Origin of the sequence: Ottowia sp. (assembly GCF_047601385.1) — a bacterium.
Taxonomy (GTDB): Bacteria; Pseudomonadota; Gammaproteobacteria; order Burkholderiales; family Burkholderiaceae_C; genus Ottowia.
This window is the reverse complement of record NZ_JASGJP010000001.1, coordinates 2,455,963-2,482,373: the sequence shown is the minus strand read 5'-3', so window position 1 is coordinate 2,482,373 and position 26,411 is coordinate 2,455,963. Positions and strand designations below refer to the sequence as shown.

Genomic DNA, 26,411 nt, shown 5'->3' with positions numbered 1-26,411 from the left:
GGCGATGAGATGAATCAGCGCGCCTTCAGCCCCGCCGACGTGAACGTCACGCTGCCAGGGTCGGCCTGGAACAGCGTGCGCAGGGTCTCGGCGCCGGCGCGGCGCAACTGCGCGCGGGTGTCGGCGTTCGGCGCTTTCTCCAACTCGGCCTGGGCCAGCATCATGGCCATGCCCGTGCCCACCATGACCTGGTAGTCGACCGCCTTCTGCGCCGCCGGGCGTTGAGACACCCTGGGATCCTGCAGCAGAAGCTCCTTCATCTGCTGGTACAGCGGTCTGACCCAGGCGTCGGGAAAACGCTGGTTGTGGTACGCCGAGTACGCCCCCGCCGCCACCACCGCCATGCCGGTCGCCAGATTGTTCGAGGGCAGGCCATACAGCTTGCGCACACTCTGGTTGAAGCTCTGCACGATCAGCGTGTATTGCTTCTTGCGCGCCTGGAACTGATCGCGCGGATACAGGCGCGCCAACTGCTCGATGCCGCGCTCATCCACGAATGCGCCCGAAGCGGCGACGTTGCCGGCGGTGCTCAGCGCCGACGGCTGATGCGCTGGCGTCTTGCTGGACTTCTCGCGCGACGAGCGCTTGTTGGACAACTCCAGCACCTTCCTGGCACTGCGATCGCCCATGTCGCGATAAGACCAGTAGCTCAGCGCATTGGGGCTGAAGCCGCCCCAGTCGGCGGAGTTCCAATCGATGTCCGCCCGCGCCGTGGCCGACAGCGCCAGCGCGCCGGCAGCGGCCAGGGCGGCGCACAGGCCGCGTGGCCTGGCCCAGCCGGAGCGATTCGAGCAAGTTCGCATGACAAGCAGCCCCTCGATGATGAAACTCGTTGGCGCCACAGTCTAGAAAGCGGATGGGCCGCCTGGCCTCGACGCGACGTATCCAAAGGCAATGGCTGCAACAAAAGGACGGGCCGCGCGCCGCCCAACCCAGCCACCCAAAAGAAAACAGGCAGGGTGCCCGCCCTGCCTGCCTGCCTGCTGACGCAAGCCCGAGGCGCTTACTGCCTGCGACCCATGGTGGACAGCGCTTCGCCGATGCCCTTGATCACCAAGCTCACGGTTTCGGTCAGCAGCTTGTACTCCTGGCTCACGCCTTGCAGCTCGGTCTGCGCGGCGGTCATTTCCTTGGCGTTCTGCTCCTTGTCATCGCCCTCCAGGCCCTGGGCCTCCTTGGCCAGGGACGAGATCTTGTCCGACAGCTTGACCATCTCGCCGGCCTTCTGGCCCAGCACCTCGCCCATGGCCTTGGCCATGGCCTGCAACCAGCTGCCGCCCGACTTCTTGCCGCTCTTGCCACAACCCTTGCTCTCGCCCGTGGCCTCCTTGGACTCCTCGCTCAGCTGCTTGCGGACGTTGTCGATCAGCTGCTTGACCAGGTCTTCCGTCGTCTTGTCGGCGTCGCCCTTGGTCGCGTCGTCCAGCGCCTTCTGGCAGTCGGGGTCGGTCGCCTTTTGGTTTTCCTTCAGCACCTTGTCGATGGCCTTGCTGATTTCTTCCTGAATGAACTTCGGCAGGCCATCTTCCCTGGCCAGCGTCTGGGTCGCCTGCTTGGCGCTGTTGCCCATGACGGAACTCATCAGGTTGGCCGTGGCGTTCAGCACGTTGGCCGGCGCGAAGCCCTCCAGGGCCTTGCCGATGCCCTCGGCACCGCCGGCGCCCTCGGCACCGCCCAGAAAGCCGCTCAGCAACTGGCCGATGCCGCCGCCGCCGAGCAGCCCGCCCAGCAGACCACCGGCGCCGCCGCCAAACACCGCACCCACGAATCCGACTGCTGCACCCATTTTCCTGCTCCTTGTTCCAGATGACCCCTGCGGGCCGGGATGGTTGATTTCACGCTGTTCGCTCCTCGGGGCCCTTCCCCTCGGGCGGTCAAGCAACTCTTTGAATGAAGCCGAATCGCTTGATGGGTGGATTGAACCCGCAACCCGCGCCATCCGCCATCCAGGGCGTTACCAGCTAGTAACGGCACCAGCTAGTAACGACACCAGCTAGTAGAGATACCTATACGCACGGCACGGCCCACGGATACTCCGGCACACGGCAGCCGCCAGCGCTCGCCACCCGGGCGACAGCACCATGCTACTACCCGGGAGTATTCCAAAATCCCGCCCTCAGGACACGCGCCGCGCCACCACCATGCGGGTCAGGTGCACCAGCGACTCGGCCTGCATCTTGGCCATCACGTGGCTGCGGTGCAGCTCCACCGTCTTAGTGCTGATGTCCAGCTCGCGCGCGATGACCTTGCTGATCTTGCCGTCCACCACGCCCTCCAGCACCTGCACCTCGCGCCGGCTCAGGGTGGCCAGGCGGCGCGCGTACTCGAGGCAAGGCGGCTCGGCGGGCTCGCCCACGGCCACGGCCAGGTCGGCGCGCGCCGGCGCGCCGCCCAGCTCGAAGGCGCGCGCCAGGGCGGATTCGAGCGCGCTGTCCTGGAACGGCTTCTCCAGGAAGGTCACCGCGCCCTTCTCCATCGCCTTGACGGCCAGCGGCACGTCGCCGTGGCCCGTCATGTAGACGACCGGCAGCGCCGGCCGCGCCTTGGCGCCCGTGACGCCGCAGGCGATCAGCTCGTCGTGCACCTGCAGCCCGCTCATCACCGGCATCCGCACGTCCAGCAGCAGGCAGGCGCGCGCGATCTCCTCCGGCGCCAGCGCCTTCAGCGCGTCGAGGGCCAGGCGCGCGTCCTCGAAGTCGAACACCTCGTAGCCGGCCCCGCTCAGCCACCACTTGGCGGTGGCGCGGAAGTCGGCGTTGTCGTCCAGCAGGTAGAGCCTGCGGGCGGCGGGAACGGCGGTCATGAAACAGGCTCCTCGGCGTCAAGAAAGCGCGGCAGCCGGCCCGCCTCGTCCGGCCCGGCCAGCGGCAGCGCGATGTGGAAGGTGCAGCCGCGCTTCGCGTTGGGCGTGAACCACAGCCGGCCCTGGTGCAGCTCGATCAGGCTGCGGCAGATGTTCAGCCCGATGCCCATGCCCGTCGGCTTGGTGGAGAAAAACGGCGTGAACAACTGCGCCGCGGCGCCGTGGTCGATGCCGCTGCCAGTGTCCGCGATGGCGATCTCCAGCTGCCCGGCGTCGTCCAGCCGGCTCTCGATGGCCAGCCGGCGCTGCCCGGCGGGCGTGCCGCCCATGGCATCGATGGCGTTGCGCAGCAGGTTCACCAGCACCTGCTGCAACATCACCCCGTCGCCCGCCACCGGCGCGCCGCCGTCGGCCGAAGTATCGGCCCGCAGGTCGATGCAGAGCTGCACCCCGTGGCGGCGCAGCTCCCAGTCCAGCAGCGTCAGGCTGTTGTTCAGCAGCGCGTTCACATCCACCCGCTCGCGGCGCGGCTGGCGCGACTGCGTGAAGTCGCGGATGCGGCCGATGATGCGCGCCGCGTACTGCACCTGGTCCAGCGCCAGCTGCACCCCCTGCGCCAGGTGCGCCATCGCCTCCGGCCCCGGCTGCGCCGGCATCGCCGCCAGCCGCGTCTTCAGCCCGCGCAGCACGTTCGTGACCGCCCCCAGCGGCTGGTTCAGCTCGTGCGCCAGCGTCGTCGCCATCTCGCCCACCGCCACGCTGCGCGAGGTGAACAGCAGGCGCTCGCGGTCCTCCAGGTGGCGCCGCGCGGCCAGGTCGTGCCCGGGCTCCGCCCGCAGGCGCAGCGCCAGCGCGCCGCCAGGCACGCCCGCGCCCTCCGGCAGGCGGCGCAGGCTGGCGCGCAGCGCGGCCCGCCGCCGGCCCCGGCCCTGCGCCAGGCGCACCTCGCCGTCCCAGCCGGCCCGCGCGGCGGCGCCCCGCGCGCCCGCCAGCAGCGCCAGCCCCTCGGCCAGGCCCTCCAGCCGCGCGCACAGCCCGGCCAGCGAAGGCAGCGCCCCCCCCTCAGGCAGCGCCAGCCGCGCGGCGAAGGCCGGGCTGCACCAGGCCAGCGGCGCGGCCGCGTCCGCCGGCAGCAGCGCCATCGCCTCGTCGAAGGCTTCCCACAGCGCCACCGGCGCCACCGGCGCGGCCGTTGCGGCGGCCTTGCGGCGGCGCGGCGCGGCGCCGCAAGCAGGCACCCCCGCACTACCAGCCGTCATGCCACCCCCCTTGAAACCACACCAGGCATGCGCCCCCCCTCGCAAGACAAAACCGGGCCCCTCCCCTCGCGGTAGAGAACCAGCCCCCCTCCCTCTCCCCTCGCGGGAGAGGGCCGGGGAGAGGGGGCGGCAGCGCACGCGCCACACGCGCCGCGCCCGAACACCCCCCAACCCCCCGCCCCCCCTCCCACCGGAGAGAAAAGGCGCCCGAACGGCCACTCCACCATCGCCCTCACCGGCACCCGGCCACCGCCCCCTGCGCGCCCACGCCATCCAGCGGCACCGGCACCCGCAGCACCCTCATCGTCCACTGCGCGCCCATCAGCCGGCGCAGGCGGCGCGGCTCCGCCACCGTGATGTACTCGCCCACCGCCGGCGGCGTCGCCGCCAGCGCCTCGCCCGCCAGCGCCTCCCCCGCCAGCAGCAGGCGCGGCGTGTGGCGGTCCGGCTGCGAAGCCGACACGTGCCAGCCCCCCCCCGCGTCCACCCACTGGCGCAGCCGCCATTCGCGCCAGCTCCCGTCCGCCGGCAGCGTGGCCGCCCAGCGCGCCGCCAGCGGCCAGGCGCGGCCCCGCGCGCCCGCCGCGCGCACCGGCCCCGCCGGGTCCGGCCACAACACGTGGCCCATCAGCCGCAGATGCGTCTGGTCCGGCGGCGCCAGCACCAGCACCCGCCGCCCCAGCGCCAGCTCGCGCAGCAGCACCTGCCGCTCGTTCGCCTGCAGCCACACATGCAGCGCGCGGTAGTGCTGCACCGCCGCCTCGGCCGCCGATTCGCCCGCCCGCGCCTCGTCCGGCGGCGCATCGGCGGCCCAGGAAGGCTCGTCCTCGTCCCCCAGGGCGTCCCAGAAATCCTCGTCCTCCATCTCCGGCGTCTGCGCGCGCGGGGTGAAGCGGTCCACCTTCTCCACCCGGTCGTGCGAGCCGCGCCTGCGCAGCTTGGGCGCCATCGCCAGCGCCGTCGCCAGCCGCCGCGGCATGGCCGCCCCCGCCCCCACCGGCGCCTGCTGCGCCCCCGCCTCGCCCGCCCCGCCGGCCCTGGCCGCGCCCCCCGGCAACTGGCCCGCCCGCACCGTTTGCGCCGGTGCCGGCGCGGCCTGCGCCGCCGCGCCCGACGCGCCCCGCTGGCCCGGCGCCTGCCGCGCGCCCAGCGGAGAAGCCGCCCCAGCCACGGCGCGCTGCGCCGGCCCCGCCGGCAACGCCTGCCCGGCCTGCCCTGGCAGGCCCGCGGCGCCGCGCTGGCCCTGCGCCAGCCCAGGCACCTGTATCTGCATCTGCGCCAGCCGGCTGGCCCGCAGCGCCAGCTGCGCCTGCGCCAGCGCCACGGCGGCGCCGCCGGCCGTCATCTGCCCCGCCGTCACCCGCCCCAGCGTCTGCGCCAGCGCCACCTGCGCCTGCGCCACCGCCTGCACCCCCGTGGGCACGCCACGGCCCGCGGCGGCGCCGACAGCCGCCGCCTGCTGCGCCTGCCCCGCCACCGGCAAGGCCCCCTGCGCCTGCCCCGCGCGCACCGCCGCCGGGTTGGCCGCCACGGGCGGCAGTTGGCCCACGCCGGGGCCTTGCATGGCGGCAGCGGCCGCCTGCGCGGCGCGCGGGTTGGCCAGGCCCGGCGCCACCTGCACCGGCGCCTGCGCCAGGCCGGGCACGGGCGCGCCGGCCGCTGGCTGGCCCCGGGCCACCGGGGCCGTCGTCATCGGCGCCGTGGTCATCGGGCCGTTGGCCGGCTGGCCGGCGGCGCCCGCCGGGCCGATGGTGACGGCGCTGCCGGCCAGCGCCGTCGCGGGCGCCACCACCTGGGCGAGGGGCTGGGGTGTGCCCGGGGGAACCACGTTGGTGTTCGCGGGCGGCAGCGCGCTGGGCGTACCGTTTGGGGGTGGCAGTGTGTTGGCCGTGGTGCCGGGCGGCGGCAGCGGGTTGGGCAGAGGGGTGCCGGGTGCCGGGTTCGGCTGGTAGGGCGCTACGTTTGTTGGAACGGGGTTGGCGTTGGGGTTATGGCCGGGGACGTAGCCGGGCGTGAACACGGGCTGCGGAATGTAGGTCTGGCCGTTGGGGAAACCGTTGGGCCCCTGCATCATGCCCGTGGCAAAACGAGGCCAGTTCGCACCACTGCCCAACGCACCCTCCGGGCCGCTAAAACGCCCGAGGGCACCTACACCCCCATCCATCTCCGGACCACCGCCTTGTTGCCCGGGTGGCTTTGCGCCCTCGCCACCGCCCAGAGTGTCGTTGGCGGGATTGCCGTCCCCTTGGCCATCGGCGGCAGTGCCGGGCGGCTTGTTGCCGTCGTTGGAGTTGGCAGCGGGATTGCTGGTAGCCGGGGGCTTGGTCCCCAACAATCCGGGGTCATTGACCGCCGGGGCCGGAGCTGGGGATGCTGGTTGATTTACATGCTCTTGGCCAAGCTCATTCCCGGGGGAATGGCCTTCCAACCCTGTGGAGTTCCCCCCAGGGAGCTTAGCTCCAACAGATCCAGCAGATCCAAAACCCATTTTTAAATGGCACCAGCTTAAGACGCATCAAAAATCGTGCCGCATGCCAACACCATAGTTATTGGTGCCGTAGTACCGTATATAATTCCCGTAGAAAAAGGTTCGCTTGGAAAGCGCATAGCGCCCTTCCAGCAGCGCATTGGTGTATTTTTTACCCTTGTAATTAACCCCACCCACATCATATTCGGCCTTGGTCTGGCGTGCCACATCCAACACCACGCTGGCGGCACCGAAGTTCACTTTGCCGCCCAGCGAAAAACCATTGGCCCGAGCAACCGAACCAGGAATGCGCTCACCTGTCGTGTCATCATTATAGAATCCATTGCGCGAATGGTAATAACCGGCCGCCAGCGCAAACATACCGAACTGATATTGCGCACCTAGAGCATAGTTGGCCTTCAAATTCTTGGTTTTATTGTAGGCCAACCCAACGGAGAGCGGGCCGTTCGCATACGTCAGACCCAGGTCAATCTTACTGTTGCCACCATTATCCGGCTTGAAAATATAGCCGATTTCCGCCGCGAACCCGCCGAAATTAGGGGTCTTGTAAGCAAGCTGGCTGCTATTGCGCTCATCTGTTTCACCCCCCACGGCGCCAAAGGACAAAACATTGATCGAATTGTTCCCCACACCCGTCAAGTCCCAAGCAGCCATCGCATTACGGCTGGGCGTGTAGGCGCGGCCCAATTGCACCGTGCCCCAATTGCCCCCCAACCAGATGTGGGCAGCGCGTTGGAACATCGTTTTAGTAGGTAGCGCAGCTCTCTGGGTGTCGGCGCTACCGTCGCGGAGACTCAGACCCTGCTCAAACCGGAAGCCTGCCTTCAGTCCGCCACCCAGGTCTTCCACGCCCTTGAGGCCCAGATAGCTGTCACTGGTAGTCAATGCGTTATTGGTCTGCATACGCATCTTCTCGCCCTTGAACTTACCGACCCCCACATCCGCCGTGCCATACAGCGTGACCGACGACTGCGCCACAGCGGCGCCCGAGGCGGCCAGCATTGCGGCCAGGGTGATGAGGTTCTTGTTGGTCATTTGGGGCTCTCTCCGTCCAGTGATTTTGAGGAATAGTGCACATCGCCGGGCTGCGGCCCACTTGCCACAACCAGCACGGCCGGGTAGCCCCGGCCACGACCGGCCATTGTAGGCCGCACACCCATACTCCCTGCGGCGCCCGCGCCACAAGCCGCCTCCATACGCCGTTACGCCGCGCAAGAGATGTAGCGGGATGCGACTCGGAACAGAAACGCCCCGGGCAAATACAAGCTATTGCATCGCCGCGCCGCGCCGCGCCGGCCCGGCTTTTACGCGCCCGCCCCCTCGCCACCATCACGCCCGTGGATGGCGGGCGACCCACGCGAATCTTGTCAAAATCCGGTTGTAGCGCCCGTCTGGCTTGCGCTGGCAGCTATGATATTTGCAGTGAACATGCGACGGCAACGCCGCCCGGGGGAACATCAGAGTCAGGTCAAGACTTCTGCCACCAAAGAGCGTCGTCGCTGCGCAGCTTGGGCAGTGGCCGGGCCTCGATGCACCGCTGCGCGCTCTTGCGCTGTGCAGGCGCGCTGGCGCAGCGGCCATCGGCGGCATTGCGCCGCAGCTCGCGGCCGAGGGTGCCGGGCCCGCGCCCTTGCAACCGCGCAATGGCCCGGATGTTCCCGCCCTGCTGGCACAGCGAGCCCAGCGTCATTCTCTCTTCTGGTTGCAAGTGCCCGTATCTCGCTCCCATTTGCGTGCAGTACCCTCGGTGAGGGTGTTGCAATTCAGAATTGAGGCCGCCCCTCCAGTTGTCGGCATGGCCGCCGCCGGGGTGGTAGGCCCAGCCGGGCTGAAATAATCGTGATCTGACCCTATTTCCCCTCCTCTAGCTGATCTCGATTAGCTTCATCTATCAATAGAATTCGACCACGCACTCAGAAATCGAGTAAGAGCTTTCATCTGTTAGGACTAGTTTGCCATCCTCTAGATAGCCTATAACAATATTCAACATGGCAGCGCCTTGCGTCACCTGATTTCTCCATCCATCAATATCCCCCCGATAGGAAATGGCCTGAAATCGACGCCCCGAGGAAAGCACAAGCACGCAACCATCAATAAGGGCACCACCGTCAGCCATCAAGGGAGGATTGATATAGCGTACAAGATTTATAAACACTTTATCGAATGGCTCTTGGCTTTTGTCCTCTATATATCGAACCTCTCTATCTTCAGTTGGAATGAGGCCTGATATCTGTCGGTGTTTTTTAAGCCCCTCAAAATCTTGAAGATGACCTTTCGACGACGCGGTTCGACTCATTATTTCCCCTTATGGACGACGTGTCACTGATGGTGTAATGATAAATTTAAAGTTTTTTATTCCAGCCCTCTCGAACAAGTTCGTGGAAATTAGTGGAAATTAGGGTCAGATCAAGATTTTTACCCGTGAAAAATGTTCTTCGCCAGATCGATGCCAACGGTGGTAGCTTGCATGGGGGACGCTCCTGTCTGGATGACAAGTGGTTGATCGGACCTCCACTTTGGCTCTTCAGGACCGATCAAGTGGGGGCGTCCATTCCATTAATTATTTCATTCCCAATAATTTCCAGATCTCACGAGATATTCCAATTAGCCTCCATTACATCTTCTGCGCTGGCATTTATAACATCGAATGCCTCTTCCTTAAGGGCATTTTCGCCGAATTTCACAGCTTCCGGAGAGGCCCATTGAGATTCGCAATCATCGCACATTAATAAAATTTTGGAATCGACCATATTTTTTACGGCCACCAATTGACCTTGCCTGCATAGCGGGCACTCGCCAAAATAGATCTCTTTATTCATTTAACTTCTACCCCCTTGAATGACTCATAATTTCTAGGCAGAGGAGGGGTTCCTCCTGAAGGATACCCAGTCACGATCCTTGTCGTTCCAGTTTCGGTGATGATTGTCACGTAGTTAAGATTTTCAAGTTGACCACCCATCCCTCCGGCATAACCTGAATTTGGCCTTGGTACAACATAGATATCCCTATTGCCTACAGTAACTGGATTTATTGATTGTTGTCGCGCAACGGACCAGGCATTTTCTATAACAAAAATCGGATCCCCGTAAAACACCCCTTGGTTTGGCTTTGTAAGGCTCAGTGATCCATGATTTTCAGTCACATGCCCTCTAGCATCGCCACCCGTTCTCGGACTCGCACGGGACCAATCCAGTGCGTCTGGTATTGAATTGCTCCCCGATATTCCAGTATTCGAGGTTTCATTCAAATTTCCTACCGCTCCCCGCTGAGCACCTCTTCCCCCGGCCGCCGGCCCTGTGAGCGCATTCTCCCCCACAGCCCCCACCAGCGCGGCCCCCGGCCGCACCAGGCTGCCCGCCGTGTAGCCCGCGCCCAGCGCCGCTTGCCCAACATCGTTGAACAGGTGGCTCAAGGCTCGGCTCTGCTCATACGGGTCGCTCAGCGCCATCGCCGCGTCGTAGCGGTTGACGACGGCCTCGATGACCCGGCTGGTGGTTTCTCTCGGGCTGAGCATGGCGTTGACCAGGGTCTCGCCCAATTGCTGCTGCTCGCGCCACGCCTGCTGGATGACGGGATGATCGTGGGTGAGGTCGCCTGTGAGGATGCTTCCCACCTGTATGAAGCTGTTGGCCGCCACGCGGGCCGCGCCGCTGGCCGCCTCGCCGAACGATTCGATCGTGCCGACGGTGGCGCCCACGGTGCGTGACGCCACTTCCTCCAGCATCTCCAGTACCCAGCGGTCGCCGGTATCACCCCGGCCTACGATGGTTATCTCGCCGGCGGCGTTGTAGTACGCGTAGCTGTCGTTCGATGCGGGATCAGTGCCCCCGGTGCTGCCGACGGGGTACGGATTCGGCGACGTGATGTCACCGTCGGGCGCCGGCTTCGATGGCTGGATCGAGGCGCCCTCACCGTTCACGAGCGGGTTGTCGGATCCGCGCCGGGAAAGATCCCCCATGACCCCATTGAGGAAGTCGCTGGCGAACCCCGCCGCCGGGTCCCCGGGGTTGGCCACCACCTGCAGCGCACTGCTGGTGGCCCGCGCCAGCAGCCTCATCGTGCTGGCCTGCGATTCGCTCAGGCTGCCCTTCCTGCTCATCTCCGCGATCTCGGCATTCAGCATCCCGCTGACTTCGCCGGCCACGCTGGCCATCAGGCTGTTGACGAAGCCGTCCTTGAACTTCCCGCCCACCACCGCCTGGAGGCCCCTTGCAGGGTGGCGCGGCCGGTGTGTTCGATCAGGCGCTGGCTGAAGCTGGCGGTGGCGGTGCTCCGGCCCAGGCCGGTGAGGTCGGTGAGGCCGGCGGTCAGGCCGCCGGCCAGCGCGGAGGTGAGCACGCTCCTGAAGCTGACGTGGCCGGTGGAGACGTATTGGCCGAGGGCGCTGCCCTGAAAAATCGTGATCTGGCTCTGATTATTCCCTGACCATCCATGAATTGCGATCTAATCCAGATTTTATTTTTTACATCAATCAGTTTTGCAAATCTTGAAGATGGACATGAAAGCTGTCAAATCCGTTTTGCCCATCAATGATACGCAAAACATGATCACCATCAAAATCTATACACAAACTTCCATCTATTTCACGCGTTATTTCTTTTACTTGGCTTCCAATGAAATTAAGGATGTGGAAGGCCGATACTCTAAATTCCTTCAGGCCATTTTCTTGAAGAACGGGCTGCTTTAGACCTACAACTTCGTAACCGTGTTCAATTTCAACAATTGCGGAGTCCGTGAAGCTTCCGTCCGAATTCGGTGAGTACTTGACAAATTGCAATCGAATGGCATTCATTTCGACCATAACCGAGGTCAAATCCATCCCGGTGAGCCTTGAGAGACTATTGTCTGTGTTCATATTTAAGGTTTTGGCGGCTTAAATCCCTGCGGAAGCGGAATATGGGTTTGCCCATTACCGCCGCCGAAATTTCCCTTGCCAGGATCATACCATCCTTGCCCAGGCCGATTCCATCGCCAGTAACCATTTTCCAATCCCGGCACGGGGCTCGATCCTGGAGGATCAACGCGAATATGCTCCGCGCTGGTGGAACCTGCCGGAACACCAGGGGGCGTTGCAATAATCCCGCCAGGACGCTTTGGGTTGGGTGCAATTGTCCAATCTGCGGGAATTGGCGGCACTTGAGCTTGATTGGTGATCGGCTGCGGATTCTTCGGCGGCCTTACATTGCTGCTCGGGTTGTTCTCGGCTGCTCCGGATTCACGAGGCCTGTCTCTGCCCACGATTCCACCAATCATTGCAGCCAGACCAGTCTCCATCCCTGACCTGGCATCGGCTGGAAATCGAGCATCGGCTGGAATCGCACCGGATTGCCTCGCAAAGTCAGCCGCGATTCGCACCGCCAAGTCAGCTCGTCTGGCTTCCAGGCTACCAGGGGCTAAGCCAGTCCACGTCAGCAGGTCTGGATCGTGCAGCGCATTGGCGTAGTCGTCCAGCGCCGCCAACACAGCGCGCTGATCGTGCGCGCTCATGTCTCTGAAGCGCTCCACAACCAAGTCGTTGTACAGACCTGCGCGGGTCACGCCCTGCGGCGCCCCCCGGCTGGCCAGGACTTGGTCGATGCGCGTGAGCTCCTGCGTCGCCACACCGTCATCGACGCTGGCCCCGGTGCCAGTGATGGTGACACGATAGACGCCGTCAGGGCCGAGGCCCTCGCCATCGCCCCCCAGTCCGGTGAATTCAGGCCCCGCAGCCAGGTCAATGCCTGACGCCATGCCATCTTCTGGTGGGTTGGAGAACGCTTCAATCACTTGATCAACAGCGGCCTGCCGATCCGCCCAGCGGTCTTGGTTGTCCACAATGAACGCCCCCAGCGGATCATCAGAAGGCACTGCATCGGCAGCAACGTTCGCCTCCGCCGGCTGCTCGGCTTGCGCCTGCAGCGCATCCCCCATGACCCCATTGAGGAAGTCCGCCGCGAACCCCGCCGCCGGGTCGTCGCTGCCCACGATGCGCAGCGCGCTGCCCGTGGCGCGCGTGAGCAGGCGCAGGGCGCTGGCCTGGCCGGCATCGAGCCCTTGCCCTTGCAGCTCGCTGATGCTCATCTCCAGCTGCGCCGTGACCTCGCCGGCCACGCTGCCCATCAGGCTGTTGACGAAGCCGTCCTTGAACTGCCCGCCCATGACCGTCTGGATCGCGCCTTGCACCGTGGCGCGGCCGGTGTATTCCATCAGCCGCTGGCTGAATGTCTCGGCAAGGCCGTCGATGTGCTGGCCCACGCCGGGCAGGTGGCTCAGGCCGGCGGTCACGCCGCCGGCCAGGGCCGATTGCAGCAGTTGCCCGAAGTCGATCCTGCCGTTGGCGGCCAGTTGCAGCGCGGCGCTGCCGACGGCGCCGGTGGCCGCGCCCACGGCGATGGTGCCGGCGGTGCCTCCGCCGGCGGCGGCGGTGATGCCGGCGGCCACGGTGCTGCCGGCGCCGAAGGTCATGGCGGTGATGGCGCCGGCAAAGATGTAGGGGAACGCCCGGTCGATGCCGTCGGGCTTGAGGTTCTTCTTGTCGGTGACCCAGCCGCGCTCGGGGTCGAACCACACCAGGTCGTTGTCGATGAGCTTGGGCGGGCGCTCCAGGTCGATGCGGTCCCAGCCGTCGGTCAGCTTGCTCTGGGCGGTGTCGTGGTCGGCGTCGCCGCTGCGCTGCGTGGCCAGGTGGAGCTTCTGGCCGGCCAGCATCCAGTGGGTGGTTTCGTATTCCATGCCGGCATCGAAGGTCACGCGCTGCATGCCTTCGGCGCCGTGCAGGTGGGCGTAGGCCCTTTGCAGGGGGCTGTCGCCTTGCGCCCAGGCGCTGGTGAAGGCCACGGGGTCCAGGGTCCAGCTGCCTTGCTGGCCTTGCTGCTGGCCGGGCCGGCTGGGCAGGGCGATGAGGTGCTCGGGCACATCGCCGAGCCCGGTGTCGGGGGTGAAGATGCTGCCGGGCTGCTGGGGGCCGGGGGTGGCGATGGCGGCGTCCAGCGTGGCCAGGTATTGCTTCTGCACTTCCTGCTGGGCGCTTTGCAGCTGGTTCAGCCGGCTGGCGAGGTCGCTGCCGTAGCGGGCGATGATGCTGTCGGCCACGGCGTGGCCGCTGGGTGGGGGCTGGAGGTCGCCGCCGAAGTGCTCGATGAGCTCCTGCGCGGCGGGCTCGGCCAGCAGGAGCTCCAGCGCGGCGATTTCCATCGGGTCGGCGCTGGGGGTGGCGGGGGCGGGGGTTTCGGCGGGGGTGGCGGCTTCGGTGGGCGTGTCGGCCTCGGGCTGGGCGTGTTCTTGCAGGAGGGGCTTGAGCTGGAGGGCGATGGCGGTGTCGGGCGGGTAGTCCAGCAGGGGGCTGGGCTGGGGTTTGTCCTGGCTGGTCTCGAAGCCTTGCCAGGGGTTGCCGTTGCCTGTGGGCAGGGGCTGGCCGGGGTGCATCAGCGCGCCGAGCGTGGTGGTGGCGGGGGCGGCGGGCTGGGGCTGGGCTTGCTCCTGCGGCTGGGGCTGGGGCTGCGGGTCGGCGGGGGGGACGGGGTTGTCCCAGCCCAGGCCGGCGGGGGTGGACGTGACTTGCATCAGATGGGGCCTTGTGTGTCGATCAAGGCGCCTTGCATGGCGCGCCCTGTGCGTGAAGCTTGGCAGGGCGGCGCCCACGGGGCTAGCTGGGATGGTTACGGATGGGAAGGTTACTTAGTATTCAATTGGCGGCAGGCGAACATCCGGCAAGCTGCGGGCAGCCATGAAGTCAGGGGTTCCCTGGGATGGAGGGATTTGCCTCGCGCGTCGCCGCGCGGCCCTATTTGGTGGCGGCCAGACTCGTCTCGGCAACGCCTTTCTTGCCCGTTTCTTCGTCTACCAGGTGGAGCTTGTTGCGGGCGTGGATGAAGCCCATCTTCACCTCCTGCCAGATGAAGTAGACCCCGCCCGGCTTGGTGTCGAGCGCCAGTGTCTCGGTGTTCTCGGCCTTCGAGGTCACGGTGTGCCTGCCGGGAGGCACTTCCTTGTAGAGGAAGGTCTTGGCCGAGGTCTGCCCGAGGGGCTGGCCGTCGAGGGCGACGTCCATCGTGACCGCGCCGCCGATGGCTTCGTTGCGGTAGATGTAGATGCCCGACTTGCCCTTGGGCACGGTAAAGGTCTTGGCCGCGGCGTCCTGCCGCGCATCCCCCATGGGAACGGAGGCGCAGCCTGCCAGGGCTGCGGCGATGAACAGGGCTGAAATCGTGTGTTTCATTGGAGTCGAATTTGGCAGGTTGATGTGAAGAAGGGAGGCCGGCAGCCGCTTCTAGTTCGGAAGCTCTTCGTCGAAGCCGAGGTCGTCCAGGCGGCCCTGGCTGTGCTGGCGCAGTTTGTCGCGCAGGCGGTCGAGGTGGGGGGTGAGCTGCTGGCGGGTCTGGCTGTCGGCGGCCAGGCGCATCTGCCAGTGGCCGGCGCCGGTGTTGACGAGGCGCATGGCCAGGGTGGCGCTGGACTGGGCGTCGAGCGGCACGCTGACGCGCCATTGCTGGCCGGCGCCGATCTGGGTGCGGTTGGGGGCCATGGGCACGGCGTCGGGCAGGGTGCCGGTGGGCACGCCGGGGTGGGCGCCGGGGGCGGCGCCCCCGAGGCTCTCGGCGGCGGCGAGGGGGCCGGCGCTGGTGCCGGTGCCGGGCAGCAGGGCGCCGAGGGCGGACTGGGCGGCGGCGTCGGGCTCGTCGCCCTGGCGGGTTTCATCGCTGTCGCCGCCGCGGCGGCCGGCGCGGCGCAGGGCGGCGTCGAAGTCCTGCCGGGCCTGGGGCGGGGGCTGGCGGCTGGCGGCGAGGGCGCTGGCGCCGGCGCTGGCGCGCACGTCGAACAGGGCTTCGGCGTCGGCGCCGAAGGGGCTGGGGGGGGTGGAGGTGAGCTGGCTCATGGCGGTGCGCTCCAAATTGTCAGGGGGTGGGCATGGGCGCGGGGGCGTCCTCGCGTTCGAGGCGGGTTTCGCGCTGGCGGTGGACGGCGGCGCGCGCTTCGGTGACGAGGGTGCCGGCGGCGCCGTGCTGCGAGACGGCGCGCAGCCACTGGGCGCGCGCCTGGGCGGTTTTCTCGCGCGCGGCGGCGAGGGCCTCTTCGTCGTCGATGAGGGCGTATTCGGTGCGTTCGAGCTGGTCGTCGAGGTCGGCCTGCAGGGCGCTCACGCAGTCGGCCAGGCGCGCGATGCGGCCGGCAAGCTCGCCCACCACGCGCTCGGCAAGCTGCTGGCGCCGCGCTTGCAGGCGCAGCAGGGCGGCCTCGCGTGCCTGCGCGGTCTGCTCGGCGGCGCGCTCTTCGGCTTCGGCGGCGCGCAGGGCGTTCATGGCGGTGCGCTCGCGCAGGGCGCGCAGGCGCTGGAGCTGGCGGGCGTCGTGCAGTTGGCGGGCGGGGTCGTTCACAGCTTCTCAGTCCATGAACTGCCGCAACTGGGCCAGGGTGTCGTCCATCGCGGCGGCTTCGTCGGGGCGCTGGCGCAGCAGGGCCTGGAGCGCGGGCTGGGCGTCGATGGCGGCGTCGGCCAGCGGGTCGCTGCCGGCGGCGTATTCGCCCACTTGCAGCAGGAAGCGGATTTCCTCGTGCTTGGCCATGAGGGCGCGCACGCGCTGGGCGGCGGCCTGCTGGGCGGGGCCGGTGACCTGGTTGAAGACGCGGCTGGCGCTGGCCAGGACGTCTATGGCGGGGTAGTGGCCGGCCTGGCCGAGGCTGCGGGAGAGGACGATGTGGCCGTCGAGGATGGAGCGGGTTTCTTCGGCCACCGGGTCGGAGCCGTCTTCGTCTTCGGCCAGCACGGTGTAGAAGGCGGTGATGGAGCCGTGGGCGTCGTTGCCGGCGCGCTCGAACAGGCGGGGCAGCTCGGCGAAGACGCTGGGCGGGAAGCCCCGGCGCACGGCGGGCTCGCCGACCGAGAGGCCGATTTCGCGCAGGGCGCGGGCGTAGCGGGTGACGGAATCCATCATCAGCAGCACGCGCTGGCCCTGGGCGCGGAAGTGCTCGGCGATGGCGGTGGCGGTCTGGGCGGCGCGCAGGCGCTCCATGGCGGGGCGGTCGGAGGTGGAGACGACGACGACGGAGCGCGCGCGGCCTTCGGGGCCGAGGTTGTGCTCGAGGAATTCGCGCACTTCGCGGCCGCGTTCGCCGACCAGGGCGATGACGTTGACGTCGCTCCGCGCCTGGCGCGCCAGCATGCCCAGCAGGGTGGATTTGCCGCCGCCGGCCATGGCGAACACGCCCAGGCGCTGGCCTTCGCCGACGGTGAGCAGGCCGTCGATGGCGCGCACGCCGGTGACGAAGGGGCGGTCCACGGGGCGGCGGGTGAGGGGGTTGGGCGGCTCGGTCTGGAACGGGCGCAGGGCGGTGGCGGCGGGCAGGGGCTCGCCGTCGAGCGGCTCGCCGAAGGCGTCGAGCACGCGCCCGAGCAGGGCGGGGCCGGCGGGGATGAGGGCGCCGCGCTCGATGATCTCGACCTCGGCGCCCATGGACACGCCCTGCATGTGGCCCAGGGGCACGAGGATGGCCTCGTGGTCGCGCAGGCCGACCACTTCGGCGCGCAGCGGCGTCGCCTGCGGGCGGGTGGGGTCGCGGATGAGGCACTGCTGGCCGATGTGGGCGCGCAGGCCGCTGACGCGCAGCGTGGTGCCGAAAGCCTGCACCACGCGGCCGCGCGCGACGACGGGCTGGAGCACCTGCAAGGTGTCGAGCAGGGCAGGGTCGAGCAGCGGGCGGGTAACGCTCATGACACCCCCACGCTCCCCCGCTGCGCGTGGTCCGCTGCCCCCAAGGGGGCTTTCGCGCCTTCGGGCGGCCGGGCGGCGCTCATGACAGCGCCTCCCGCGCGTCTTCGCTGCTGTGCGCGCGGCGGTGCGTTTCCAGCGACTGGGTGGTGCGGGCGAGCACTTCGTCCAGCCCGGCCAGCAGCACGCCGGCATGGGATTCGACGACGCAGCGCAGCCCTTGCAGCTCGGCGTCGCCGACGCACTGCACGGGCATGGCGAGTTCGCGCTGGGCCAGGTGCGCGCGCACGGGTTCGACCAGCTCGGGCGGCAGGCGCAGGCGCACGGGCTGCGGGGGCACGACGTGCTCGAAGGCGCGCTCGGCCAGCGCGGCCAGCACGGCGGGGGGCGCCAGTTCGGCGGCCATGCGGCGCACCATGGCGCCGGCCAGGGCGACCAGGGCGTGGCGCAGTTCGTCGCGCTGGGCGGCCTGGTCGGCGGCCAGCCGGGCCAGGGCGTCGGCGAGGGCGTGGGCGCCGTCCTGGCGGGCGCGCTCGGCGCCGGCGGCGTGGCCGGCCTGCTCGCCTTGCAGGCGGGCGGCGTGCTCGGCCTCGGCCAGGCGGTGCTCGTGGCTGGCCAGCAGCTCGGACAGGCGGGCGGCCAGGGCCAGCGCGTCTTGCAGCGGGGCGAGCTGGGCGGGCGGCACCACGGGCTCGGTGGTGGCGAGCGTGAGCTCGGCGTCGCGGTGCAGCGTCAGCAGGTAGCTCATGGGCGCGCTTTTGCTGAATTTATATAAAAACAGGCTCCAGCGCTTGTGCAGCAAGCGCTGGCAGCTATTAATTTAGCAGCATCCATCGGTGGACTGTTCCTCGGCCTCGACCTCGAATTCGGGCTCCGGCTCGGCTTCGGCCACTGGCGGCTCGGGCTGCTGGGCGGCCAGCAGCGCCTGCCGGGCCCAGGCGGCATGGGTGTCGAAGGCGGCGTGGTGCCGCGCGTCCACCGCCCAGCCCAGGTGGCCCAGCACCGGGGCGCGCAGCTCGGGCCGCAGGCTCCAGCCGAGCAGGGCGCGGCCGCAGGCGAGCAGGTGGGCCGGCACGTCTTCGGCCGGGGGCAGCAGGGGGCGGGGGGCCTGGTTCAGCGCCTCGGCGCGCTGGGCCTCGGGGGATTCGCGCAGCGCGGCCAGCACGGGCCCGCCGAGCAGGTCGCAGGCGCGGGCCAGCCGCTTGCCGTCGATGCAGGCGCGCAGCGAGGATGCCAGCCACCAGCCGCCGGCGCGGGCGCACAGGCGTTCGCGCGCGTCGGCATCGGGCTCGGCCAGCCAGGCGGGGCAGGCGTCGATGGCAGGCCAGTCGAGGGCCAGCCCTTGCAGCGCGCGCGCCACGGCCACGCGCTGCGCGCGCCGGGCGCTGGCTTGCGCCAGCGAGTCGCCCGCGAGGTCCGGCGCCGTCATGGCATCCCTCAGCCTTCGGCCGACTGGGCGCCGTCGAGGCCGACGGCGCGCAGCGAGGGCCGCCGGGCCTTGGCGGCGCCGCCGCCGTCGCCAGGCTCCGGCGCGGCGGGCAGACGCGCGCCGCCGGGCCCCGGCGCGGGCCGGCGCTGGCGCCACCACAGCACCAGCGCGCCGGCCAGCGCGGCCAGGCCGATGCCGCCGGCGGCCAGCAGCAGCGCGCCGTAGTTGTCCCACGCGGCAGCCAGCGCGGAGCGCGGCGCGGCGGGCGGGATGGGCTCGGCGGGGAACAGGGCCACGGTGACGTTGTCGTAGGGCAGGCCCTCCATGGCGTTGACCACCAGGGCCTTGATCTTGCCGGTCTGCTGGGTCAGGTCGACGCCGGGCCGGTGCTTGATGAACACCGAGGCGGTGGCGGGCGTGGGCTTGTCGGCCAGGGGGTTCTTCTCGGGCACCGAGACGTGCACCCGCGCCTGCACTACGCCGTCGATGCTGGACAGGGTGCTGGACAGCTCCTGCGACAGCGCGTGCGTGAAGCGGGCGCGCTCCTCCAGCGGCGAGGAGACGAAGCCTTCCTTCTTGAACACCTGGCCGAGGTTGTCGAACGCGTCGCGCGGGAAGCCGCCGGCGTGCAGCACCTCGACGGCGCGCGAGAAGTCGTGCGCGCTGGTGCTGACGACGTAGGCCTTGCCGTCGCGCGAGGGCGACTTCTCCGCCGCCAGCCCGGCGTTGCGCAGCACGGCGACCATCTCGTTGGCCTGCCGCTCGCTGAGCTGGCCGTACAGCTCCTGCTGCGAGCAGGCGGCCAGCAGCACCAGCAGGCAGGGCGCGGCGAGGCGGGCGGCGCGGCGGAACAGGGTGGGCATGAAAGCTTCTCCGGAAAACCCGTTCAGGCCTGCTGGCGGAACAGCTGCTGCAGGCCGTCGGACGTGCGGTTGGCCACGTTGGCGGTGAGCTGGCTGTGGAAAAGGAACTCCTGGCAGCGCACGGTGAGCATGACCATTTCGCCGGGCGTGAGGTCGGCGCCGGCGGCCTGCGCGGCCTGGGCCACTTCGCCCAGCGAGGCGGCCTCGTTGTTGAGGTGTTCCAGCGGCTTGAACAGCGCCTGCATGCTCTCGCTGGGCGCGGCCACGGCCTGCGGCTCCAGCAGGCCGGCGCCGCCGGCCTGCGCGCGCGCCATGGCCTGCGAGAAGCCCGACAGGTCGGTCAGCGACACGCCGTAGCCGGCCTGCACGCCGCCGGTGGCGGGCGCGGCCAGCGCGTCGGCGGCGACCAGGGGGGATGCGATCGAGGTCATGCGCGGCTCACTGCTTGCGCGCCATGGTTTCGAGCGCCGTGCCCACCGATTGCAGCGAGGTGTGCGCGCTGTTGGACATGAAGTTCATCTGCTGCGCCAGCGCGGTCATCTGCGTGATGTGCGAGGGCGTGTCGTCGCCGTCGGCGAGCTGGTCGGCGGCGGCCTCGATCTCGCTGGCCTTGGCGTCCAGGGTCTTGCCCCAGGCCTCGGCCATGGCCTCGTACCAGCTCGCGGGCTTGCCGGAGCGGCTGCTGGTCTGGGACAGCGGCGAAGCGGCCATCAGGGAGAGGGGGTTGACGTCGTTGCTCATCGCAAAACTCCTTGGGGTGGAAGAAGGGAGGGAGGGGTCAGAAATTCAGCGTGCCGGGCACGCCGTCGCGCTCGATCTGCACGCGGTCGGAGAGGATGGAGAGGATGCGGTGGCCGGTGGGCAGCATCGCGCCCTCGAAGTAGCGCGTGCCGTCGGCCGTGACCACGTAGGCCGGCTCGCCGGGGACGATGGCGGCGACCCGCTTGCCGGGGTCGGTAACCGTGGCCTCGGGCCGCGGCCCGGCCGGCGGCGGCTCGTTGAGGGGCACCAGCTGCTGGAGGCCGGGCACGTCGCGGCGCGCCACGGCCTGCACCTTGTTCAGCGCCTCGACGTCGCCCTCGCGCGTCTGCACGTGCACCACGCCCGGCCCGGCGCCGCGCACCTCGGCGGCGATGCCGTTCAGGCGGTACACGTCGCCGACGGCGGCCGTGACCTGCTCGTTGACCCACACCGCCACGCGCGCCGGCGTCTGGCCGGCCAGCGCCTGCTCCAGCCGAGTGCGCTGGGCCTGGGTGTCGAGGTGGCCGGTGACCACCAGCTGGCCTTCGCGGCTTTCGACGTGCAGCGCACCGAAGCCGAGGTGCGCGAGCGTCTGGCGCAGGTGCTCGGCCTGCTGCGCCGGCGACAGCGAGGCCGGGCCCATGGCCCAGGCCAGGGTCAGCGCGCCGGCCGAGGCGGCGACCAGCGCCGCGCCGCCCGTCAGCAGCCGCCGCACCCAGTCGATGCGGCGCCGAGCGGGCGCCGCCGCCGGCTCGGCGGCCTCGGCGGCGGAAGGGCTGGCGGAGGCGGCGACAGGCGCCGGCTCCTCGAACAGCGCCGCCCATTGCGGCGCGCCGATGCGCCCGACGGCCATGCGCGTGCCGCCGACCGTGAACGGCGTGTACAGCGCCAGCGCGGTGTGCTCGCCGGCGGCCAGCGCCGCGCCGCCGACCTGGCACTGGCCGCCGTCGACGTTCAGCAGCAGCTGCCCGTCGGCGTCCAGCCGCAGCGCGGCGTTGCCGTCGCCGGCGTCCCGCAGCACGACGTCGTTCGACCAGTCGCGCCCCAGGCGCAGGGTGTCGCCGGGGCGCACGGCCGAACTGGCGCCGCGCTGCTCGCCGCTCAATACGCGCAGTTCGTAGATCAGTGCGGGTTTCATGCTCGGCTGCTCCTTTCCAAAGTGCTTCGCTCGATCAGCGTTCGCCGGCGGCCGGCAGGTTGCCCGCGGGCGCGTCGGGGTTGGAGTTGCCGCGGCGCAGCCATTCCGGCTCGGGGTGGCTGGGCATCGGCGGCACGGCCACGGCGCCGCCCGGCCGCTGCGGGCCCATCGGCGCGGTGGCGCTCATCGGCCGCTGCGCCGGAATCAGGCGCGGCGAGATCAGGAACAGGCGCTCGACGCGCTCGTGCTGGTCGGTGTTGGTCTTGAACAGATGGCCGATCACCGGAATGTCGCCCAGCAGCGGCACCTTGGTGACGCCCTCGCGCGTGGTCTCCTTGACCATGCCGCCGATCAGCAGGCTCTCGCCGGCCACGATCAGCGCCTGGGTGTTGATGGAGGAGCGCTGCACCACCGGGATCTGGTCGACCTGCGTCTGCTCGATGCTGCCGTCCTCGATCTGCACCAGCAGCTTGATGCGCACGTCCTTGCCTTCCTGGAACACGTGCGGCGTGACGCGCAGCATGGTGCCGGCCGATACCTTGAACAGGTCCACCTCGTCGCGGCCGGCCACGCGCACGTAGAAGCTGCGGTTGTTGTCGAACAGCGCCTCCACGTTGGACAGGGTCATGACCTGCGGGCTGGAGACGATGCGCGCCACGCCCTGGTCCTGCAGCGCGCTGATGCGGGCGATGAAGTTGTTGCGCCCTCCCAGCACCAGCGACATGAAGCCGCCGCTGCCGCTGGGCGTGATGTCCTGCACCGCGGTCGTGCCCACCAGCAGGTTGTCGCCGGTGGTGCCGTTGCCGAACAGGAACGAGTAGCGGTCGCCCGTCAGGCGCCAGTTGATGCCCAGCTCGCGCAGCTTGTCGGTGACGAGGTCGATGATGGTGGCCTCGATCTCCAGCGCCTGGGGCTCGACGTCGAGCGCCTTGATGAGTTGGTCGTAGTAGGGCAGGCGCTCGGGCGCGTCGCGCACGACCACGGCGTTCAGGCGCGTGTCGGCCTCGACGCGCGCGTTGCTGGAGATCGCGGCGGCGGCGTTCAGGTTGTCGAGCGCCTGGGCATCGACCGAGGCGTATTGCACGCCGCCCGGGCGGCTGTCCCAGGCCTGCTGAACGGTGGCGGCCGTGGGCATCATGGGGTTGGCGCCGCGCGCGCCGAGGGTGCCGCCCTGGCCGCGCAGGCCCTGGCTGCGCAGGCTCTGCTCGCCGGTGCCCATGTACTGCGTCAGCGCCGGCGCCTGGCTGCCGCGCTGCGAGGTCAGCAGGGCGCGCAGGATGCTGGCCACGCCGGGCACCACCGTGGTCTTGCCGCCGTACTGGGCCGCGACGTCGTGCGCCCAGGCGTAGCGCAGGTAGTAGACCTTGAAGCCGAGCGGGCCCGAGGCGGCGGCCTGGCCCTGCTGGCCGGTCGCCAGCTCGCCCACCATCTCGACGAAGCGGCGGTTGCCGCTGGCGATGAGGCCGCCGCTCTGGCTCACGCGCAGCGTGTTGCGCGCGTCGGTGAGCTGCATGTCGCGCGCGGTGGTCATGACCGCCGAGGCGCCGCCGGTCGGCATGGGGTAGGTGCGCGTGCTGACTTCGCCGGGCGTGTACACGTGCACCACCGAGCCGTCGTAGAAGGCCATCAGGCCGAACGAGCGCAGGATGCTGCCGAACACGCGCTCGGCCGGCCCGCGGAACACGCCGTTGACCGCGCCCCTGGCGTTGGCGCTGACCGACACCGGCATGTCGAGCATGCCGAAGAAGTCCTGCAGGAAGGAGGCGATCGGCTGCTCGCGCGCGGTCAGGTCCACCTGCCGGTCCTGGAACGGGATCGGCGCCGCCAGCGCGGCGCCGCCCGCCAGCAGCGTGCCGAGCAGCGCGCCCGCGAGCAGGCGGCGCGCCACCGCCCAGGCCGCGCGCAGCGGCTGCGCTCCTGGCATTCCGTCTCCCGTCACTCCCATGGCAAAAATCATTTTTCTTCCTGGTTGGTTGTTGAATCGATCGAGGTTCCGCGCGGCCGCCCTCAATGGGCCGCCTCCAGCATGGGCGCATCGTCGTGCGCCATGCGGTGCACCACTTCCAGGTGCAGCGCGGGCATGAGTTCGTGGTAGCTGAGCACCGGGATGTCGAAGCAGTCCGGCTCGATCAGCTTGCGCACGTGGCGCCGGACGTCCACCGCGGTGACGATGGCTTGCGGCCGCCAGCGCTGCACGGCGGCGCTGAAGCGCTGCATCAACTGTGCCAGCTGCACCGGGTCCAGCGCCAGCTGCTGGGCGCCGCCGTTGACCCGCACGGCGCTGCGCAGCATCTCCTCCAGCCCGGGCTCCAGCAGCATGGCGTTCAGGCGCCCGTCCGGCGCGTAGCGGTAGCAGAGCTGGCGCTTGAGGCCGATGCGCACCAGCTCGGTGAGGGCGAACACGTCTTTCTCGCGCTGCGCGGCGTCGGACAGCGTCTCCAGGATGTCGCGCAGGTTGCGGATGGCCACTTCTTCCTCGACCAGCCGGCGCAGGATCTCCGCCACGCGCGCCAGCGGCAGCGCGCGCAGGGTTTCCTTGACGACGTCGGGCAGGTCGGCGCTGGCGCGGGTGAGCAGGTGGTTGGTCTCCTGCGTGCCCAGGAACAGGCCGGCATGGCGGCGCAGCGCCTCGCGCACGGCGTCGGCCAGGCGCCCGGCGGTGTCCTCGGCGGGCAGCGGGCCGCTGGCCACCGGCACCTCGTGCACCAGCAGGCGCCACTGGGTGGCGGCGGCGCTCTCCTGCTCGTCCTCCAGCAGGTGCACGGCGTGCACGTCGATGCGCGGTAGCCGCAGGCCGAGGTAGAGCTGGAAGTGGTCCAGCACGCCTTCGAGGCCGTGCAGCAGGTCGCGGCCGGCACCGGCCGACAGGCGGCCGGCCGGCAGTTCGAGCAGCAGCGGCACGGCGGGCCGGGGCGGCGCGGCATCGGTGGACATGAGCGTGGGCGCCTCGTCGGCGCGGCGGCGCACCGCCGCCACCTTGGGCCGGGCGTAGCGCTCCCAGCGCGCGCGCAGCGCGGGCGTCAGCATGGCGCCGGCGACGGACAGCGTCACGCCCAGCAGCAGGAACACCGCCGCAGGGAACCCCGGCACCAGGGCGAACAGCACGCACAGGCCGCCAGCCACCAGCAGCACGCGCGGCTTGGCCGTCAGCTGGCGGCCGATGGCGTCGCCCAGGTGCTTGTCGTGCTCGTCGTCGGTGGTGCGCGTCACCAGCAGGCCGGCCGACATGGCGCCGAGCAGCGCCGGGATCTGCATCACCATGCCGTCGCCGATGGTGAGGATGGAGTACTTCACCCCCGCCGCGCCCATCGTCATGTCCAGCTGGAGCACGCCGATGGCCAGGCCGCCCAGCAGGTTGATGATGATGATGATGATGCCGGCGATGGCGTCGCCCTTGACGAACTTCATCGCCCCGTCCAGGCTGCCGTTGAGCTTGCTCTCGTTCTCCAGCACGCGGCGGCGGCGGCGCGCCTCGTCCTTGTCGATCAGGCCGGAGCGCAGGTCGGAGTCGATCGACATCTGCTTGCCGGGCATGGCGTCGAGCGAGAAGCGCGCGGCCACCTCGGCCACGCGCTCGGAGCCCTTGGCGATGACGATGAACTGCACCACGGTGATGATCAGGAACACCACCAGCCCCACCACCAGGTTGCCGCCCGCCACCATGTGGCCGAAGGTCTGGATGATGTGGCCGGCCTCGCCGTGCAGCAGGATCATGCGCGTGGTGGCGATCGACAGCGCCAGCCGGAACAGCGTGCTGATCAGCAGCACGCTGGGAAAGACCGAGAACTCCAGCGGGTTGGCCACGTAGATGGCCAGCAGCAGCAGCAGCAGGCCGCCGGCGATGTTGACGGCCACCAGCAGGTCGATCACCCAGATGGGCAGCGGCACGATCATCAGCGCCACGATGGCGACGATGCCGGCCACCAGCGCGATGTCGGTGTAGCGCGCCAGGCCGCCGCCGCGGGCGCCCGCGGCGGCGGTTGACTGGAAGTAGCTGGCCAGGCTCACAGCGGATACCTCGCCAGCGCCGCGCCGGCCTGGCGCTCGCTCACGCGGCGCAGCAGGCTGTATTCGGACAGCACCTTGCGCACGTAGCCCTGGGTTTCACGGTACGGGGGCACGCGGCGGCCGTGCTTTTCCACCGCGCCCTCGCCGGCGTTGTAGGCCGCCAGCACCAGCTGCAGGTCGTTGCCGAAGCGCTGCTGCAGCGTCTTGAGGTAGCGCGCGCTCACCTGCAGGTTGGTCTGCGGGTCGTGCAGCGCCTGCGCATCGCCGACGCCGAAGCGGCGCGCGGTGGGCACGATGACCTGCATCAGCCCATGGGCGCCGGCGTGCGACACCGCGCGCGGCTGGTGGCGCGACTCCACGCGGGCGATGGCGTGCAGCAGCAGCGGGTCGATGTCGTGCGCTTGCGCGGTGCGGTCGATCAGCGGCGCCATCGCCACCGGCATGAAGCCCGCCGCTGGCCGGGGCGTCTGCGCTGGCGGCGCGCGGCGCGCGGCCAGCGCGGCCAGCGCGAGCGGGCGGGCCGACGGCCGGCGCGGTGGCGGTGCCGCCACCAGCGTCCCCCGCGTGTCGTACCGGCTCATCTGCTCGGCCAGCACGCGCGCGGGGCCGCCGGGCGCCGGCGCGCAGGCGCCCGGCTGGTCACGCTGCCCGGCAGGCAGCAGCTGGTCCCAGCCCGGCGCGCAGCCCTGCCCGCTGGCCGGCAAGGCCGCCTTGCTCGCATGGGCGGCGCCGGCCCAGCCCCAGGAAAGCAGCCCGATGCACACCAGCCCCCAGACCCTCCAGCCACCGCCTTGCGCGGTGGGCTGCCGTAAGCTCAGTTTCCGCACGACGCTCCCGCTTCGAATTCTCGAAAAGAGCAAGTATTGGCCGGCGGGCCTGCCGTTCTGTGACAAAAGTCGCATCAACTCGTATCCAAAGACGCCGGTTCATGGCCCGGTACGCTATAGGGTACCCCCTAATATAGGTAACAGAGCAGAAACTTTTAGTTTCATTATTC

26 protein-coding genes are annotated in these 26,411 nt (G+C 69.2%); all 26 read right to left on the bottom strand.

Annotation, left to right across the window (positions count from 1 at the left end; all coding sequences use genetic code 11):
• Positions 1-14 precede the first annotated feature (14 nt).
• The 26 genes from QM772_RS12135 to QM772_RS12010 all read right to left on the bottom strand — a co-directional run bounded on the left by QM772_RS12135 (position 15) and on the right by QM772_RS12010 (position 26,241).
• Positions 15-803, bottom strand: a complete 789-nt coding sequence (locus tag QM772_RS12135) for a DUF6683 family protein (protein WP_415136792.1) — start codon at positions 801-803, stop codon at positions 15-17.
• A gap of 200 nt (positions 804-1,003) precedes the next feature.
• On the bottom strand, positions 1,004-1,786 hold the full coding sequence (locus QM772_RS12130; RefSeq protein ID WP_415136790.1) for a hypothetical protein: 783 nt from the start codon (positions 1,784-1,786) through the stop codon (positions 1,004-1,006).
• Between the two features lie 330 nt (positions 1,787-2,116).
• Positions 2,117-2,803, bottom strand: coding sequence for a response regulator transcription factor (locus tag QM772_RS12125; RefSeq protein ID WP_415136788.1), 687 nt, complete (start codon positions 2,801-2,803; stop codon positions 2,117-2,119).
• Positions 2,800-4,062, bottom strand: coding sequence for a sensor histidine kinase (locus QM772_RS12120; RefSeq protein ID WP_415136786.1), 1,263 nt, complete (start codon positions 4,060-4,062; stop codon positions 2,800-2,802). The genes QM772_RS12125 and QM772_RS12120 overlap by 4 nt, the downstream gene beginning before the upstream one ends.
• A 232-nt stretch (positions 4,063-4,294) precedes the next feature.
• The gene (locus tag QM772_RS12115; RefSeq protein WP_415136784.1) at positions 4,295-6,136 is read right to left on the bottom strand and encodes a hypothetical protein; all 1,842 of its coding nucleotides are present in this window, start codon (positions 6,134-6,136) and stop codon (positions 4,295-4,297) included.
• 441 nt (positions 6,137-6,577) lie between these two features.
• Positions 6,578-7,585: a porin gene (locus QM772_RS12110; RefSeq protein ID WP_415136782.1), complete on the bottom strand. Its 1,008-nt coding sequence runs from the start codon at positions 7,583-7,585 to the stop codon at positions 6,578-6,580.
• 433 nt (positions 7,586-8,018) lie between these two features.
• The gene (locus QM772_RS12105) at positions 8,019-8,279 is read right to left on the bottom strand and encodes a helix-turn-helix domain-containing protein (protein ID WP_415139573.1); all 261 of its coding nucleotides are present in this window, start codon (positions 8,277-8,279) and stop codon (positions 8,019-8,021) included.
• A gap of 162 nt (positions 8,280-8,441) precedes the next feature.
• Entirely contained in the window at positions 8,442-8,846 is a 405-nt protein-coding gene (locus tag QM772_RS12100; RefSeq protein ID WP_415136780.1) for a hypothetical protein, read from the bottom strand.
• Positions 8,847-9,138: 292 nt separating this feature from the next.
• The gene (locus QM772_RS12095) at positions 9,139-9,369 is read right to left on the bottom strand and encodes a hypothetical protein (protein WP_415136778.1); all 231 of its coding nucleotides are present in this window, start codon (positions 9,367-9,369) and stop codon (positions 9,139-9,141) included.
• Positions 9,366-10,742, bottom strand: a complete 1,377-nt coding sequence (locus QM772_RS12090) for a hypothetical protein (RefSeq protein WP_415136776.1) — start codon at positions 10,740-10,742, stop codon at positions 9,366-9,368. The genes QM772_RS12095 and QM772_RS12090 overlap by 4 nt, the downstream gene beginning before the upstream one ends.
• Positions 10,703-10,888, bottom strand: coding sequence for a hypothetical protein (locus QM772_RS12085; RefSeq protein WP_415136774.1), 186 nt, complete (start codon positions 10,886-10,888; stop codon positions 10,703-10,705). Before QM772_RS12085 ends, QM772_RS12090 begins: the two co-directional genes overlap by 40 nt.
• 133 nt (positions 10,889-11,021) lie before the next feature.
• On the bottom strand, positions 11,022-11,405 hold the full coding sequence (locus QM772_RS12080) for a hypothetical protein (protein ID WP_415136772.1): 384 nt from the start codon (positions 11,403-11,405) through the stop codon (positions 11,022-11,024).
• Between the two features lie 2 nt (positions 11,406-11,407).
• Positions 11,408-14,092 (bottom strand): hypothetical protein, encoded by a 2,685-nt coding sequence (locus QM772_RS12075; RefSeq protein WP_415136770.1) that lies wholly within the window; start codon positions 14,090-14,092, stop codon positions 11,408-11,410.
• Positions 14,093-14,312: 220 nt separating this feature from the next.
• Positions 14,313-14,747 (bottom strand): DUF2846 domain-containing protein, encoded by a 435-nt coding sequence (locus QM772_RS12070; RefSeq protein ID WP_415136768.1) that lies wholly within the window; start codon positions 14,745-14,747, stop codon positions 14,313-14,315.
• 51 nt (positions 14,748-14,798) lie between these two features.
• Positions 14,799-15,404 (bottom strand): hypothetical protein, encoded by a 606-nt coding sequence (locus tag QM772_RS12065; RefSeq protein WP_415136766.1) that lies wholly within the window; start codon positions 15,402-15,404, stop codon positions 14,799-14,801.
• A gap of 19 nt (positions 15,405-15,423) precedes the next feature.
• On the bottom strand, positions 15,424-15,903 hold the full coding sequence (locus QM772_RS12060) for a hypothetical protein (protein ID WP_415136764.1): 480 nt from the start codon (positions 15,901-15,903) through the stop codon (positions 15,424-15,426).
• Positions 15,904-15,909: 6 nt separating this feature from the next.
• Entirely contained in the window at positions 15,910-17,238 is a 1,329-nt protein-coding gene (locus QM772_RS12055; RefSeq protein ID WP_415136762.1) for a FliI/YscN family ATPase, read from the bottom strand.
• A 79-nt stretch (positions 17,239-17,317) separates the two neighbouring features.
• Entirely contained in the window at positions 17,318-17,983 is a 666-nt protein-coding gene (locus tag QM772_RS12050) for a hypothetical protein (RefSeq protein WP_415136760.1), read from the bottom strand.
• Positions 17,984-18,055: 72 nt separating this feature from the next.
• Positions 18,056-18,664, bottom strand: a complete 609-nt coding sequence (locus QM772_RS12045) for a hypothetical protein (protein WP_415136758.1) — start codon at positions 18,662-18,664, stop codon at positions 18,056-18,058.
• Positions 18,665-18,672: 8 nt separating this feature from the next.
• Entirely contained in the window at positions 18,673-19,527 is an 855-nt protein-coding gene (sctJ, locus tag QM772_RS12040) for a type III secretion system inner membrane ring lipoprotein SctJ (protein ID WP_415136756.1), read from the bottom strand.
• 23 nt (positions 19,528-19,550) lie between these two features.
• Positions 19,551-19,958 carry a hypothetical protein gene (locus QM772_RS12035; protein WP_415136754.1) on the bottom strand — a complete coding sequence of 136 codons (408 nt, stop codon included), beginning with the start codon at positions 19,956-19,958 and terminating at the stop codon, positions 19,551-19,553.
• A 7-nt stretch (positions 19,959-19,965) separates the two neighbouring features.
• Positions 19,966-20,268 (bottom strand): hypothetical protein, encoded by a 303-nt coding sequence (locus tag QM772_RS12030; RefSeq protein ID WP_415136752.1) that lies wholly within the window; start codon positions 20,266-20,268, stop codon positions 19,966-19,968.
• Between the two features lie 37 nt (positions 20,269-20,305).
• Positions 20,306-21,406 carry a hypothetical protein gene (locus QM772_RS12025; RefSeq protein WP_415136750.1) on the bottom strand — a complete coding sequence of 367 codons (1,101 nt, stop codon included), beginning with the start codon at positions 21,404-21,406 and terminating at the stop codon, positions 20,306-20,308.
• Positions 21,407-21,440: 34 nt separating this feature from the next.
• Entirely contained in the window at positions 21,441-23,330 is a 1,890-nt protein-coding gene (sctC, locus tag QM772_RS12020; RefSeq protein ID WP_415136748.1) for a type III secretion system outer membrane ring subunit SctC, read from the bottom strand.
• 83 nt (positions 23,331-23,413) lie between these two features.
• A complete protein-coding gene (locus QM772_RS12015) occupies positions 23,414-25,414 on the bottom strand; it encodes an FHIPEP family type III secretion protein (RefSeq protein ID WP_415136746.1) in 2,001 nt (666 codons plus the stop codon).
• Positions 25,411-26,241: a lytic transglycosylase domain-containing protein gene (locus QM772_RS12010; protein ID WP_415136744.1), complete on the bottom strand. Its 831-nt coding sequence runs from the start codon at positions 26,239-26,241 to the stop codon at positions 25,411-25,413. The genes QM772_RS12015 and QM772_RS12010 overlap by 4 nt, the downstream gene beginning before the upstream one ends.
• Positions 26,242-26,411: the final 170 nt, after the last annotated feature.

Coding starts and splice junctions, on each gene's coding strand:
- QM772_RS12025 (WP_415136750.1), bottom strand. CDS start 21,406: ATGAAACCCGCACTGATCTACGAACTGCGCGTATTGAGCGGCGAGCAG.
- QM772_RS12035 (WP_415136754.1), bottom strand. CDS start 19,958: ATGACCTCGATCGCATCCCCCCTGGTCGCCGCCGACGCGCTGGCCGCG.
- QM772_RS12105 (WP_415139573.1), bottom strand. CDS start 8,279: ATGGGAGCGAGATACGGGCACTTGCAACCAGAAGAGAGAATGACGCTG.
- QM772_RS12070 (WP_415136768.1), bottom strand. CDS start 14,747: ATGAAACACACGATTTCAGCCCTGTTCATCGCCGCAGCCCTGGCAGGC.
- QM772_RS12120 (WP_415136786.1), bottom strand. CDS start 4,062: ATGACGGCTGGTAGTGCGGGGGTGCCTGCTTGCGGCGCCGCGCCGCGC.
- QM772_RS12095 (WP_415136778.1), bottom strand. CDS start 9,369: ATGAATAAAGAGATCTATTTTGGCGAGTGCCCGCTATGCAGGCAAGGT.
- QM772_RS12055 (WP_415136762.1), bottom strand. CDS start 17,238: ATGAGCGTTACCCGCCCGCTGCTCGACCCTGCCCTGCTCGACACCTTG.
- QM772_RS12135 (WP_415136792.1), bottom strand. CDS start 803: ATGCGAACTTGCTCGAATCGCTCCGGCTGGGCCAGGCCACGCGGCCTG.
- QM772_RS12100 (WP_415136780.1), bottom strand. CDS start 8,846: ATGAGTCGAACCGCGTCGTCGAAAGGTCATCTTCAAGATTTTGAGGGG.
- QM772_RS12130 (WP_415136790.1), bottom strand. CDS start 1,786: ATGGGTGCAGCAGTCGGATTCGTGGGTGCGGTGTTTGGCGGCGGCGCC.
- QM772_RS12030 (WP_415136752.1), bottom strand. CDS start 20,268: ATGAGCAACGACGTCAACCCCCTCTCCCTGATGGCCGCTTCGCCGCTG.
- QM772_RS12050 (WP_415136760.1), bottom strand. CDS start 17,983: ATGAGCTACCTGCTGACGCTGCACCGCGACGCCGAGCTCACGCTCGCC.
- sctC (WP_415136748.1), bottom strand. CDS start 23,330: ATGCCAGGAGCGCAGCCGCTGCGCGCGGCCTGGGCGGTGGCGCGCCGC.
- QM772_RS12125 (WP_415136788.1), bottom strand. CDS start 2,803: ATGACCGCCGTTCCCGCCGCCCGCAGGCTCTACCTGCTGGACGACAAC.
- QM772_RS12115 (WP_415136784.1), bottom strand. CDS start 6,136: ATGATGCAGGGGCCCAACGGTTTCCCCAACGGCCAGACCTACATTCCG.
- QM772_RS12075 (WP_415136770.1), bottom strand. CDS start 14,092: ATGCAAGTCACGTCCACCCCCGCCGGCCTGGGCTGGGACAACCCCGTC.
- QM772_RS12045 (WP_415136758.1), bottom strand. CDS start 18,664: ATGACGGCGCCGGACCTCGCGGGCGACTCGCTGGCGCAAGCCAGCGCC.
- sctJ (WP_415136756.1), bottom strand. CDS start 19,527: ATGCCCACCCTGTTCCGCCGCGCCGCCCGCCTCGCCGCGCCCTGCCTG.
- QM772_RS12065 (WP_415136766.1), bottom strand. CDS start 15,404: ATGAGCCAGCTCACCTCCACCCCCCCCAGCCCCTTCGGCGCCGACGCC.
- QM772_RS12110 (WP_415136782.1), bottom strand. CDS start 7,585: ATGACCAACAAGAACCTCATCACCCTGGCCGCAATGCTGGCCGCCTCG.
- QM772_RS12080 (WP_415136772.1), bottom strand. CDS start 11,405: ATGAACACAGACAATAGTCTCTCAAGGCTCACCGGGATGGATTTGACC.